The organism is Weissella cibaria, from assembly GCF_004521965.1.
In the GTDB taxonomy this organism is placed as follows: Bacteria; Bacillota; Bacilli; order Lactobacillales; family Lactobacillaceae; genus Weissella; species Weissella cibaria_A.
Window position 1 is genome coordinate 13,019 of the sequence record NZ_SDGK01000016.1, and the last position, 14,052, is coordinate 27,070.

Consider the following 14,052-nt stretch of genomic DNA (forward strand, 5'->3'; position numbering starts at 1 on the left):
TCCCTCCTCCAGTGTTAGTCGTTTTCATTTTCAGCTGCAATTAATAAGCGTTCTTGCACCGGTACCGGATCTGAATCCGCCTTTAGCTTACGTCGGACATACCGCCCATTACGGTTTTTATTGAAGCTTTGTGCCCGGTCTGACCACATCTGCCGGAAAATTTTACGAATACGGTGTTTCAACGTCGCATCGTGAATTGGAAACAGCAGTTCTACGCGCCGGTCAAAGTTACGCGGCATCGCATCCGCAGACGCCAGATAAACCGTCACATCCTCTTTATCCCGTTTAAACAGATAAATGCGTGAGTGTTCGAGTAACCGCCCAACAATTGAGCGGATTTGAATATTCTCACTCACATTAGGCAGGTTCGGCATCGCTGTTGCAATCCCCCGGACCAGCAAATGAATGTGCACCCCGGCTTGGCTCGCGATATACAACCGTTCAATCAACTCCTGGTCCGAAATAGAATTCACTTTGAACCAGATTTCGGGGTGTTTACCAGCATCGGCTGCGACAATCATTTCATCAATCTGTTCAACTAAAGTGGCACGCAGCATATTTGGCGCAATTCGAATGTCAGCCAGTTCTTGCGGTTGTGATGCTTGCCCTGTCACATAAGCAAACACGCGCCGGACATCAGCTGCCATGTACTCATCGGCAGTAAACAAACCAAAGTCCGTGTAAAAGTGAGCCGTCTTATCGTTGTAGTTACCCGTTCCCAAATGAACAATCGTGCGACCGTTCCGAACAACATAGGCCATCTTGGCATGGACTTTCATCGCTGGGAAACTTGTAAACACGGTCACACCAGCAGCTTGTAGTGTATCGACCAATTTCAAGTTGTTTGGTTCATCAAACCGGGCCTTAATCTCAACCAGTGCCATCACGTGTTTGCCCGCCTGGGCGGCTTGCGCAAGTGCCGCCACAATGGGCGAATCATGCGACACCCGATAAATGGAAATGCCGATTTCTGACACCGAGTCATCATGCGCCGCCTGCTGAAAGAAATTCAATACCGCGTCATAACTGTCATACGGATGATGCACAAGATAATCCTGTGCCACAATGTTATCAAAAATATCAGCCCGCGCCAGCGCCTTCACCTGGTGTGGCTGGTATGGGTGATAATGCAAGAAAGCAAACTCAGCAGCTTTGCCTTCTTGTTTCAATAAGTCATTTAATTCAGTCACAAAATCATACGCCAGTGGGCCCTTAACCTTAAAGACGTGAAGCCGGTCAACACCCAAAACCCGCTGCAAATGGCGTTTCAATTTGGCTGGCATCTGCGCCGAAACCGTCAAATTAATTGCTGGCGCCGTCGCCCGTTTATCAACCTCTGCTTGAATGGCATCCACCACATCAGTCGTTGATTTTGGCAAAATGGGCATACTCATATCTTGCAAGATACGGAATTGATAGACCTGCTTATCAGCCAGGTTAGTCGCTAAATCAGCAATGTACGTCGTCACGACATCCGTCGTCGTCACAAAGCGGATGTTAGGTCCTGGTACGCGGATAAATCGTGGTGTCGTCGTTGGCAGGGCAAACGTCGTCCAGCCCGCATCTCCCGTATGACCAACGACAAAGTTAATCGTCCCGTTGGATACTTCTGATAAGCTGGTCTCGTCCATTGCCTTTAAGGTCAACCGTGGCTGAATCGTCTGCTGAAAAATCTGGCGAACCGCTGTCCGGTCATGCGCCTTTAAATCCGCCACCGGCAAAATAGGTAAATGCACATTGCTCAAAGCAACTTTGAAAGCTTCATAGCTCTGGTATTGGTGCCGTAACTGCTTACGAATAGCATGGCGCACCGCATTCATTTGTTGTTGTGGCGTCATGCCCGCTGGATCCTTCTTATCATTCCCAGATTGAATATCACGAATCAAATCCGCCATGCGGACCATGTACCATTCATCAAAATTACTCTGCGTGATACTTAAAAAATTTGCTCTTTCCAAAAGTGGCTGGCCTGCATCCTGACTCAGTGCCAAAACACGTTCATTAAAGGCCAACCAACTTAACTCACGATTCATAAAATCGTGGTGTGTTAAAAAGTCTAATCTCATGAATAATCCCCTCCCCCGAGTGACCAAATTATACGCCTAATCGGTCCCAATTCTCCAGTGAAAATCAGCGAAAAATGACAAAGCGTGCAAGAATGTTACAACTTGCACGCTTTGCTGATTAATTAATTTTTACTTGTGGGTTCAATAGACCCATTGGATCCAATAAGGCTTTGATTTGGTGTTGCAAATAATCCGTCTCGCCGAGTTCATAATTGTTCCACTGATTCTTCTGCAAACCAACCGCGTGTTCACCTGAAATCGTCCCACCACGGCGAATCGTTTCCTTGAACATATCGCTAATTGCTTCCGCTACACCAGCTGGTGGCTCGGTCACATTTTGGTCCCAAACGATTGATGGGTGGACGTTACCATCGCCAGCGTGACCAGCAACGTACAGTTCAAGGCCGTACTTCTCGCCAAGCGATGTGATGTAATCCATCATGCCGGCCATCTGTGACAACGGCAAGGCCATGTCTTCCATGACGTGGTTCTTATCCTTAAAAATAGCTGGCAACATATCCTGGCGTAACTTAAGCAATGCCGCCGCTTTCTCAGGATCATCCGTTACCTGAACGTCAAAAGCACCATTCGCCGTCAACGTTTGCTCACTAATGTTGAGAATTTCAGGTGTTGAAAAATCCAGCTTAAAAATCAGCATCGTCGCATGTTTGTCAGCGTAGTGCGTGCCTTCAAAACGGTCCAAAGCAGCCACAGTCGCCGCGTCGAGCGCTTCCAGCATGGTTGGGTAGACACCTGAACGACGCAAGGCCCCAGTTCCCTTGGCCAAATCGGCCATATTCTTAAAGAACGCAATCCCAGTTAAGGGCGTCCCCACTGGGATTGGACTCAGCTTGACGGTGATTTCAACAATCACACCTAACGTTCCTTCCGAACCAACAAACAACTGTGTCAAATCATAACCAAACGCCTGCTTCAGCGTACGGCCACCTAACGTCACTAAACGACCATCCGCAAGCACAACCTTCACACCAAGAATATTATCCTTGGTCACGCCATAACGCACAGAACTCATACCACCAGCGTTTGTTGACACATTACCACCAATACTACTGATATTCTTTGAGCCTGGGTCAGGCGCGTAGAAGAAGCCAACTTCACGCGCAGCTTTATCCAAATCCTTGTTAATTACTCCCGGCTCAACAACTGCCACAGAGTCATCGGGATTCACTTCCAAAATGTGGTTCATACGATCAAGCGACAAAATCACCGCACCCGACCGGCCTCGTGAGCCGGATACCACACTGGTACCCGTTGCCTTGGTAATCACCGTCAAGTGGTACTGACGGGCTACGGCTAACACCGCTTGCACATCTGCAATCGTAGCCGCTTCAATGACGGCGAGTGGTAGGATTACTTGGTCAACCACTGAATATTGATCATCACTATACTTATACAATGTGTCTTGATCAGTTAAGACATCACCAGTTGCGACCTGCGCTTGCAAGGCCGCAATAATATCCTGGTTCGAGAACGCTGCAAAATTAATCGACATCACTTCGACCTTCCGTTTCTCAGCTAGTGTGTATGTTATGCTTACATCTTAACTCGCTTACTAAAAATAAACACAAAAGTCCGGTATTGTGGTGAAAGCTAAATTCATTCTCCAGAATACAAAATTTATCACAGTTAAAATGGTGGTACTTTATTATCTTTAATGTTTGCCCAAACCCTTTTGGCCAGAATGGTAGTAACTTGCGAAAATTGTGGTAGTGAATTCAATACTAACGATTTGAACCTAGTTTTAGCCTGGGAAGACGATAACAACGAGTTCCCGTACTGGACGTATCCAGACTGTGAATACAACAATTTTGTTTACGATTTGGGTGATAACTAACATAAAAACGTCTATCACGCGATATGAAAATCGTATGATAGACGTTTTTGTTTATGTCAGTATGCCGTTATTCACGATCTCAATTAAAAGCCACCGTTTTCAACATTCGCATCCCCAACCACAACATCATTGGCAACCAAGAAGTCGCGCAATGGTTGTAAGTCTTCTGCTTCAAAGCGGGTCTTGAAGGCTACGATTTGTTCTGCCGTGTTCGTCATTGGATCCAATTGCAAAGCTTCGGTTGGAATTGGGCGATCGCCACTAATACGTGCATCAATCAATACAGGTTCCGTCTTACCAAGCGCGACAGCCTGATCAAAGACGTCAGCCAACTCAGAAATCTTCGTTACCCGGAAACCTTGCATGCCAACTGCTTCAGCCACCTTTGAGAAATCGATATCATTAAACTCAATACCAATGTAACCCTTGTTCGTATCCTCTTGCTCATCCTTGATGAAACCAAATTGGTTATTTGAGAAGACCACGTTAATCACAGGCAACTTGTATTGCACTTGGGTCACCAAGTCCTGCATAACCATTGCTGCACCACCATCACCACTCAAACTCCAAACTTGCTTATCAGCGTTATTTAGACGGGCAGCAATCGCACCGGGAATCCCAACACCCATTGTTGCGAACAAGTTCGACGTAAAGTGACGATTCGTATCAGCCAAGTGTAAGTGACGGTTTGACGTTTGGTTCACATCACCAACATCCAATGAGAAGATAGCATCATCCGTCTTAACACGGTTAATTTGGTTATAGACTTGATACACCTGTAGGTCACCTTCAGTCTTGGTTTCCAACTTGTTCAAGTAAGCGCGCCAGTTAACCACGTTTTGCGCGTTAGCCTTGTACCAACCCGTTTCAGCACGTTCTGGCAAGACGTCAAGCAACGCTGCCAGGGCCGCCTTCGCGTCAGCCAAGAGGGCCACGTCAGCCTTGTGGCGCTTACCTAACTTAGCCGGATCAATATCAATTTGCATAAAGTGCTTCGTATTCTTGAATGAATTAGCGACTTCCGCAAATGGGAAATTGCTACCAACGAAGAGTACAGTATCCGCATTTGCCAATGCTTCCGTACCTGGCTTTTGGGCGACTCGCAACGTCGAACCCAAGTACAATGGGAAATCATCTGGCACGATTGCCTTAGCTGGATAAGTACTAATCAACGGAATCTTGAATTTATTTGAAATGTCTTGCAGTGTTTGACCAGCGCCACGCGTCCCAATCCCGAAGTAAATAACCGGACGCTCAGCTTGTTCGAGTAACGTCGCAATTTGCTTTACCTTATCAGGATCTGGTTGTGGCAGTAATGGCTGTTGATAGCTGTTAGCTGACGCATACCAAGATTCAGCCGGGATATCCTGCCATGGCAAATCAACTGGGATTTGAACAACAGCCACACCATGTTGGGCATACGCTCGGCGAATTGCTTCGTCAATCAGGTGTGGCAATGATTGTGCTGTCACCGCCGTCACGTTGTAAACCGAGACGTCCGCGTAAATTGGATTTTCATTCATTTCTTGGAATGTATCCATGTTCATACCCGACGTGCCAAACTGACCAATCAGTGCCAACACTGGCACGTGATCTTCACGCGCATCATACAAACCATTGAGCAAGTGGGTTCCTCCAGGGCCAGCTGACCCAAACGCTACCCCAATCTTACCAGTCAACTTCGCATCCGCAGCTGCCGCCATCGCGCCAACCTCTTCGTGACGGACTTGAATGTATTGAATATTGTCCTTTTCAGCTAGTAACGCATCCATCGTTGAGTTGAACGAACCACCAGGAATCCCGTATAGGTGATCAACACCCCAGGCTTCCAATACCTTAACCATTGCGATTCCTGCTGGAATCATCTCTGCTTGTTCTGACATGTTATGCCTCCCCAAAATAGCAAAACCAAAAACACTATTAAATTGTAAGCGCTTTCGCTTACAACTTAATAGTACGCTCTTTGTTTACAAATACAAGTGACAATTTTATGTAAACTGTCAAAAAAGCCACACCCTAACATTTTTAATCACATGTTGGTGTGTGGCTTTGTTAGCAATCAACGGCCCAAATTGTTTCATCAGACGTCGACGCGTCATCCGTACCATCTGAGGCAAATTCGGCCCGAATGTTTTTGGCCTCCCGAATAAGTTTAATGAGCAGTCCGCCATCCCCAATCGGACATTGTATGTCGTCGCATTTTTCTGAACCCGTTCGTCATTTAAAAATGCCCACATGACATCCTTTGCTTCCCCACGCATCACAACCTTTCCGAACTTGTGATCCAAAGCAAATTCCAATTAATCTTTCGAGTGAATGATTGGGTTGCCAGCGTCATCCAAAACAACGTTGTCAAGTAACAACATATTTTTACCATATGCAAATCCGATTCCTGAAACAGCCAGACCGCTTAAATTCGGCTGATGTTGCACTTGCTTCAATTTTTCTAACTCAGTTGATGTCATTAGACCGTCCTCCTCTAGTTTCACGGTTGTTTACCGTCATTATACCGAGAGCCGGTCCAAAACCCGGCATCCAAACTTTTAGTCAGCTAGGGCCAAGGCCATGTTGAGCATCGTTGTGACACCTGGGTTGGCCTCCACCCGCACATTCAATTCAGGATCCTGGCGAATGACTTCGTAAGCTTCCCAGACCGTATGGTGATGCGAACCATTCATCACCACAATCTTCAAATCATACTTATCGTTCCACAGTATGTCATTGACTTTGCCTTCACCAATCTTTGAGGTATCAATCCAGTCAACTGCCGCACCATATTCTTCGATACGGCGCTTAGCCATTCCGGCTGACTGACCAAACCAGGAAACAATCATCACCCGTTTACCAGCTAAGCGGTCATCAGTATCATGTGTCTCCGGCTCAGCCGGCTCATCTTTTACTTTAGTTGCTGATTCATCAATCGCTCGAAGGCTCCGCAAGATGACCACCACATTCGTATCTGACCGCACCTTAGCTGAATAAATAACGTGCTCAGCAATTGTGGTCGTATCAATGCCATTATAGTCAATCTGGTCATCAAAACTGCTATACGTCACATCATTCAGAGTCACAAAATCCCAATAGCCGTCATTTTGAACAAATTGCCCCTGCACCTGCTGCCAAAGTGATTTTTCATCATTGGTTAACGTGTTGTACTTATCAACCAAGCGATCAAGCCGGACATAATCAGTAGCCGTATCCGCTGATAAGTTTGTGATGAGTAAGTCCATCATCTCCCGGTTTGTCAACGCGAACGGGGTGACAGCAACCGGTGCTGGTTCCCTTGGCATTGGTTCACTTACGGGTTCAACTGGTTCGGTTACCGGTGTCGCCGGCACACCTGGTTGCAGCGTTGCGATTTTCTCGGCCAAGACATTCATAATGGTCACCGCATTGGTATCATTAAACAGCCCCGTTGCTATCATCGTTGGTTGTGGTTGGGTAACAGCAGTCTGTGCTAATTCACCGTGTAACCGGTCGTTTTCCTGTTGTGCTTGCGCTAAATCAGCTTGCAACGCTTGTTGACTAGCTGCCAATTCACTCACTTGCTGACGGAGTTGTTCATTCTCGCGGCGGTTATTGTCTTGCTCACCATCAGCAATTTCAAATTCATCGAGACGCTTTTTATAGGTCATCAACATGTTGTTGGCAGCGTCAAGTTCAATCGTTTGCTGTTCAAGTTGGGCCTGTAGCATCGTTTGGTCGTCTGTTGTTGCGCTTACTGCTGTCTCGATGTTTGCCAGGTCTTGGTGAAGACTATCCACTTCGTTTTCAGCAGCGACAGCCCGGACCATGTTGGTTTGCGCTTCCTTCTTTAAGGTTTTGTTGGCCTTATTTAATCGTTTGATTTCGCTTTGAAAATCCGTCACTGTGGTATCCGGCTGGGTGTCCTGGGCAACCGCCATGTCAGCCAGCCGGCGCTTCAACGGTTTAACTAGATGGCGCGGAGAGGTCCCCTTATCATCTGGTCTGAGTTCGAAATAATCTTCGAGTTGCATCGCGTCGTCAATCTGTAGCAACGCCTGCAGATCAGCATACGAACGCGTCCCTTTCACCATCATTGACACCGCGGTGGCGAAATCTTCATATGCAATCATGATATCGCCACGCTCAACGTGTGTCAGCATGTAATGGCCGAGATGAGGCTTCACTTCGTAATCGGTCAGTGTCAGTGGTTTTTCCTCATCCGAATAGGCATCTACGATGGTTTCTTGCAGTTGTTGCAAGACAATCGCTGCTTTCGTATGGACCACACTTTTCTGAGTCACCGATCGTCCCATCAGTTCCTGCAAGTTTAATAACTTGTGTTGGATTGTTTGTGCAAGTGGTGTCGTCGTTTTAGTCGTCCGGGGCACTTGTGTTTGTTGCTGTAATAAATGTTTCAGTTGTTTCTTATTAACCTTTGCCATCTCAATACCCTCAAATCTCATTATTCTCTTGCGGTGTTGGTAGACACCATGTGTGAAAATCACCATTCTAGCATAGCACGCCGCCCCAGTGTTTGGCAGAAGTTGCGTCTTTGGGTACATACCAAAAAGACCACATTACCGGCCTCACTGTGCACGGTGATGTGGTCATCCCAAATAACGGTTCAATATCATGCCGCTTGAGAAAAGTCAGTTGGCAAAGCGACACAATTTGACGGCATGTTTTGAACCCGTTATCAGTATAGTCCTTTCTATACTAGTTAACACAAATGTCTGGAATACATTGTCGTTGCACTGACCAATACCTAAATTGCGGAACTTTGCCGTAACCGCATGAATTCGGCGTACACTTACTTAGTGGTTTCCGCATCGTGTCACACATTCTGTAATCTCAACAATCACAATATTCTTGATGCGAAAACGCACCGGGCCTACGCAACTGCGCGATTCCGGGCTTTTAGTTAATTATCTTGTGTCAATTGTGCCAGTTTCTTTTCTAGCGTTGTGACCAACGTCAACAATTCAGCCTGTTGACTAAGCAACAACGCATTTTGCGTCTCTAAGTAGTCAAAGCGCAATGCATCACGATGTTCCAACAACCGCCCTCGATTTGATTTCAAATCCAGTTCAGCCGCCATTTCATCGCGGTCTTTCTCTAAGTCAGCAAGTCGATTTTCAAGATTTTTTCAATCGTTCTGCCTAGTCATATCGCTATCATCCCCTTCTAACGATAGCAACCCTTATTTAACTGAGAGCCCTGTTTCACGCGCTAGTTGGTGAATCGTCGTATCATCAACGTGCAATTGTTGTCGAATGGTCGCGTATGACACGTGGTCACGTTGCGTCAACAATTGGGTATACCGTTCAACTAATTGGGCGTGGTACGCTCCTTTGTTCATCCCTTGTGATTCGATAACAGGTGCTGTGTCAATCCCAGTTGACTTTGTGAACCCGTAATGGATGTTACCAATTCCTGTGCTTGATGCATCAAAGTTTGCCATATTAAATCCCTCTATGCACACATCGAAACGTGCTGCTTAATACTTTCTGTCAACCAACATTTCAAAAAAGAAAAGTCACGTTCTCAACCTACCACTGCTGAAAAGCATGACTTTATTGACTAACATTTTTAACCGGGCGATAACACTTTTAATCTCCCTCACATTATTCTAATACTTTTTGTAAGTAAAAGTGCAAAAGTCCGAAAAAATGGTGCTATTCGCTTAATCACTGTATTATCATTTGACGGATCCACCGCTAATGGGGTTCAATAGAAGTATCACATAGTCGCATTCGGCTAGAAAGAAGCTTTCATATGGCAGCATTCAAACCCATTACTTTTAGTCGCATTAAAGAAATTGCAGATGAACAAGGCTATTCCCTTCGAACCATTAATAATGTGGCCGAATTAGGCACAAACACCATTTACGGTTGGAAGTTTAAAGAGCCGACCATCGCTCACGTTGAGGCCGTTGCGAACGTACTAAGCGTTTCAGTTAATTACTTGCTTGGCTACACCGACAGCCGTGACAACAGTGTTGAGACCTTACCCCTCGAATTTACTGAAATTGATACCGACATGGAAGAAATCGTTGCCTTGATCGAGTCGGCCGGTTTATCAAAGTTGCAACTGCAAACCTTGAAGCGGCTCATTCAAAAAGATTTAACACAATTTGACTAACAAAACCGCGTACCAAATGAGTACGCGGTTTTCATTATGATTAGAATTGCGCGGCAGACCCATAATCCGAGCGATAAGTACCGTTTACGCCAGCCAGTTTACCAATTTCACGTAATTGCGCCACATACGGTGCAGCGCCATCCGGTAAGGTAAAGGTGCGGTTGAAAACGCTAGAATCAATATAGGCCACTAAGCGGTTCGCCCACCGTCGGGCATCCTCGCCGTGTTCCATACGGGTTGCCACACGTTGGGCCACCAGCAAAAGTTCATTAATCACATCAGCTTCGTTCAACACCTCCTGCAGTCCCATCACTGCATCTAGAACCTCGGCCCGTTCAAGCCGATCAATACGTCGTTGCTTATTAAAAAACATCGTACTACCCCCTTACGGATAGTCTAGCACTTTTTCAGGTGTTGAAAAGCTGATATTTTGATAATTAAATTCACGCTTGCTATTATGCCCATTTGGCGTTAAAGTTATGCCACGTTAATATTTCAGCGCCGACTGGAGCTTGTCGTTAAACAGCTCAGAGGGTTTTACGGGATACAACCGCCTCTAAAAAAACAAACCGGCCGGTGTCATTTTTGCACCAGTCGCATGTCGCATGCGCCCACGTTACCGAATCGGTGGGTTTTCAACAATCGGAGGAACACCTATGTTCTCATATCACTCGCTCGCATCCGCCACATTGGCAATGCGTCGCACTATCCCGGCACCTCACCAATTGTGGGATGCTATCAACCCGGTCACAATGGTCCGGGAACTCGTCACCTTAAATCGACGGGAGCACCTGTTACTTGGCAGTATGTTGACCGCCTCGTTGATCGCCTTTGCTTTCCAACACGATTACTCGACAATTGGCTGGATTGGCTTATTAACCTCGTTTGCCACGGCATTTAACCTAATTCTGGTTGATCGTGGCCGGTTAACGAATTACGGTTGGGGCTTAATCTCAACCAGTACTTGGCTGATAATTGCCTTTCATAATCGGTTAATCGGTGACATATCATCACAACTGTTCTATTTTATCGCACAGTTCGTTGGTATTGCCGTTTGGCACCGGTCAATTACCGCCTCGCAAAATGATGCCGTTGTACCAAGACGGCTCACCAACACGATGGTCATTTGGGCCGCTGGCTCTTCACTGCTATTATATGGTGCAAACGTCGCGCTATCCCATGCACTCCTCGGTAATCAAATTTATTTGGATGCCTCGTTGCTGGTACTGGGTATTATTGGCCAGATTTTAATGACCTACGGGTACCGGTCACAGTGGGTTGCTTGGCTCATTCTGGACGTCATTAAAGTCATCATTTGGGCTGTACAACTCCGTCATGGCGGGGCCGCGGCACTATCGATGTTGGTGCTGCAAATTAGCACTTTGATTAATGGCCTCTACGGTGCTTACTTATGGTTCCGGCCGCAAACTGCATAATAACTAATACAAAGGGTGTAACCGTCACCGGCAAGTCGACTGGTTACACCCTTTTAAAATGATTAAATTCACTGTAAATAGGTCGTATAACCCTGCGCAATTAGGTATTCATACGCCCTTAGAACTTGATCTGGCATAGTCACTGGAACCTGGAAACCCTGGTCCGGGTACGTCAACAAACGTTGCGTATCGCCCACCAATAGCGCAATCATACGTTCAAGCGGTACATCAGCAGTTGGATATTGTTCAAATGGCAAGGCTGGTGAATCGATATACCAATCAACTTCAGGCCATTGTCGTTGCGCCGTCGCCATCGCCCGGAGACCGAGATACGTCTTACTGACAATCAGGCCACTTCGGACGGTGATCTGCTTTGATGCCAACAAGCGCTTCGTAAATTGAAAGTTTTGACCAGAATTGGTCGACTCGTTTTCAATGAAAATTTTATCAGCAGGTACACCAGCTGCCTGCATTACCTCTGCATATTTTTCAGCTTCCGGAATTAGCCAGAGAGCACGGGTGATTTTGCCAAAACCACCAGCTGCCACAATGAAGTCAGCTTTACCTTGCAGAAATAGCTCGGCCGCATGTTCTGCCGGGCGCAAGTCATGCGATCCCATCGTCAGGATAAAATCCGCATGGTCGGTAGGTCGTTCTTGATGATGAAAGTCATATAACACTTTGGCAGCTGTTAATATTTTTTCGTTCATTACGCACCCTCCGTCCCTAGCATTATAAAGTTTCTGTCTGTACATTCATTATACTACTTCACATACTTCAGACTAACTAACTTGTTATCGCCCAAATCAGCAATCTCGGTAACCTTAAACCAACTGCCATGCTTGATCAAATATTCTTCCTCAATCTTCCAATCTGATAAATTGCCGATATAAGCTCCCGTTGACTTGCCCTTTAGCAACGTAATTTCAAGGACGATGCCCGTACCGTACTTCTTAGCAATTTCTTGATCAAACGTTTGGCCCAGGTTTGGCTGTACTGACTAAACTCGGGTTCGCCCTTCGACATTTTGGTTGCTGGATCCTGATGATTCAAGGTCAGTCCATCTTGTGAAAACCCTTCATCATTCAACATGTAGACGTACTTATCTGTATCAATTTTAGGCAAGTCAGTCGACGTCACAGTGTAGCCACCCAAATCGACATAAGGTCCCGACAGCTTCAGTGTTCACCATAGTCACCAGCCATATTGCTCTGGCGCAGACTGGTCACCTCACCATATTCACTCGTCGTGTACCCGAATTGATGTGATTGATCATTGTTATAAAATATAACCTTCGCGCCAATAAAGAAGCCACCACGACCATACTTGCCACGCTTCGTAAATGGGATGATTTCGTCCATACCAGCTGATAGGTGGTTGAAGAAGTACTCATTAATCTGGGCAACGCGCTGATTTGTATATGCGAGAATCATCGTGTCATCCAACTCGAGATGCTGCATTTTGTCTTGTAACATATTCCGGTACGTTTCAGTCTGGTACAGCTGTGTTTGTCGCAAGTAATTCGCATCTGCTGCTCGAGCATGAGCGATAAACTCACGCAATTGCGCATTCCGCGCACCATGGTTATTTTGGAAAATAAAGCCAGTGCCAAAGGTCCGGAGCATGCGAATCAAATCACCCGTCACAGATAAGGCGTCTTCGTCTAAACTCACTGGTGGTAATTGCGCATCATCACCAATCAGTATAAAACGAGTATCCGGACTGAAAAAGGCCACCAGTTGTGCCATCATCTCCATAGTCATCATAGATACCTCATCAACAATGACCGTTTTAACCGACTTGAAGGCTTGGGCGGTATCCGTATTAGTGCCGACTGATTGAACCGTGCCAACCGTCTGGAACCCATTATCAACCAAATTCAACTCAGCTTTGTGAGTTGGTGCCAAGGCCACGACCTGATCCGTCTGCAGAATATTTCCCAATATAAACGTCTTACCGCTACCACCAACACCTAACAAGGCCACTACCCGGCGTGGCTCATGACGCAACCACTGGATAAAGTCCGCCTGTTCACCAAGTGGCTTAAAGTTTTCCACTTGTTCGCGGAACGGTAGCACGCGATCCGTCGTCGCAGCAATCGCCTTCCGGACTGTCCGTTCAGCTGCTAGCTTCTGTTTCAGGTATAAATATCCAGATGATTCATCGTCATTGGTAAAGCCAAACTCTGATGATTGCATCAACGGCAAAGACCGGAAACGTTGACGTTCTTGCACTGGTAATACTTCACCAGCCTGCTTAAGCATTACTAAATCGTCGACCGCGGCCAAGTGCTTCAACACTTGACCGCCCGTTTGACGACTCTCATCCAAGAGTTGTTCAACGATTGCCTTATTAAACTTCGGTACCTGCAGTAACGCAAAGGCCTTGGACAATCCCCATTTCTGTTGGAAATAAGCATTTCCTCCAAGTAATCATTAAAAGCCGACATATAACGAATGTCCGACATCAGTGGCAGATACTTATCATAGTAAGTCCGTGATTCCAGCACAGATGCACTCATATACCCTGGGATATTCGTCCAACGAGGCGTGGTCAAACGTAATTCGTGCCATTCACGGTCGCCTAA

At 46.3% G+C, this 14,052-nt stretch carries 13 protein-coding genes; 2 read left to right on the plus strand and 11 right to left on the minus strand.

Annotation, left to right across the window (positions count from 1 at the left end; genetic code table 11):
• Positions 1-14: 14 nt before the first annotated feature.
• The 7 genes from ppk1 to EST42_RS02560 form a co-directional block, all read right to left on the minus strand.
• Complete coding sequence (gene ppk1, locus EST42_RS02540; protein ID WP_134644076.1) at positions 15-2,066, minus strand: polyphosphate kinase 1; 2,052 nt, start codon at positions 2,064-2,066, stop codon at positions 15-17.
• A 118-nt stretch (positions 2,067-2,184) separates the two neighbouring features.
• A complete protein-coding gene (locus EST42_RS02545) occupies positions 2,185-3,579 on the minus strand; it encodes an FAD-binding oxidoreductase (protein ID WP_134644077.1) in 1,395 nt (464 codons plus the stop codon).
• Between the two features lie 425 nt (positions 3,580-4,004).
• A complete protein-coding gene (gene spxB, locus EST42_RS02550; RefSeq protein ID WP_134644078.1) occupies positions 4,005-5,804 on the minus strand; it encodes a pyruvate oxidase in 1,800 nt (599 codons plus the stop codon).
• A 417-nt stretch (positions 5,805-6,221) separates the two neighbouring features.
• Complete coding sequence (locus EST42_RS10455) at positions 6,222-6,386, minus strand: hypothetical protein (RefSeq protein WP_167711052.1); 165 nt, start codon at positions 6,384-6,386, stop codon at positions 6,222-6,224.
• A gap of 78 nt (positions 6,387-6,464) precedes the next feature.
• Entirely contained in the window at positions 6,465-8,330 is a 1,866-nt protein-coding gene (locus EST42_RS02555; protein ID WP_134644079.1) for a hypothetical protein, read from the minus strand.
• 479 nt (positions 8,331-8,809) lie between these two features.
• On the minus strand, positions 8,810-8,944 hold the full coding sequence (locus EST42_RS11340) for a hypothetical protein (protein WP_280633861.1): 135 nt from the start codon (positions 8,942-8,944) through the stop codon (positions 8,810-8,812).
• A 144-nt stretch (positions 8,945-9,088) separates the two neighbouring features.
• Positions 9,089-9,349 carry a hypothetical protein gene (locus EST42_RS02560; protein WP_134644080.1) on the minus strand — a complete coding sequence of 87 codons (261 nt, stop codon included), beginning with the start codon at positions 9,347-9,349 and terminating at the stop codon, positions 9,089-9,091.
• Between the two features lie 314 nt (positions 9,350-9,663).
• On the opposite strand from EST42_RS02560, the gene EST42_RS02565 reads away from it, so the two are divergent.
• A complete protein-coding gene (locus EST42_RS02565; protein WP_134644081.1) occupies positions 9,664-10,029 on the plus strand; it encodes a helix-turn-helix domain-containing protein in 366 nt (121 codons plus the stop codon).
• Between the two features lie 40 nt (positions 10,030-10,069).
• Here the strand turns inward: EST42_RS02565 and EST42_RS02570 are convergent, their stop codons facing one another.
• Positions 10,070-10,402 carry a hypothetical protein gene (locus tag EST42_RS02570; RefSeq protein WP_134644082.1) on the minus strand — a complete coding sequence of 111 codons (333 nt, stop codon included), beginning with the start codon at positions 10,400-10,402 and terminating at the stop codon, positions 10,070-10,072.
• 283 nt (positions 10,403-10,685) lie between these two features.
• Between EST42_RS02570 and pnuC the strand changes: the two genes are divergently transcribed.
• The gene (pnuC, locus tag EST42_RS02575; RefSeq protein ID WP_134644083.1) at positions 10,686-11,465 is read left to right on the plus strand and encodes a nicotinamide riboside transporter PnuC; all 780 of its coding nucleotides are present in this window, start codon (positions 10,686-10,688) and stop codon (positions 11,463-11,465) included.
• A 68-nt stretch (positions 11,466-11,533) separates the two neighbouring features.
• Here the strand turns inward: pnuC and EST42_RS02580 are convergent, their stop codons facing one another.
• The 3 genes from EST42_RS02580 to EST42_RS10930 all read right to left on the minus strand — a co-directional run bounded on the left by EST42_RS02580 (position 11,534) and on the right by EST42_RS10930 (position 13,858).
• Positions 11,534-12,175: a YdcF family protein gene (locus tag EST42_RS02580; protein WP_134644084.1), complete on the minus strand. Its 642-nt coding sequence runs from the start codon at positions 12,173-12,175 to the stop codon at positions 11,534-11,536.
• A gap of 53 nt (positions 12,176-12,228) precedes the next feature.
• A complete protein-coding gene (locus tag EST42_RS10925) occupies positions 12,229-12,384 on the minus strand; it encodes an ADP-ribosyltransferase family protein (protein WP_245150345.1) in 156 nt (51 codons plus the stop codon).
• A 259-nt stretch (positions 12,385-12,643) separates the two neighbouring features.
• Positions 12,644-13,858 (minus strand): AAA family ATPase, encoded by a 1,215-nt coding sequence (locus EST42_RS10930; protein WP_245150346.1) that lies wholly within the window; start codon positions 13,856-13,858, stop codon positions 12,644-12,646.
• Positions 13,859-14,052: the final 194 nt, after the last annotated feature.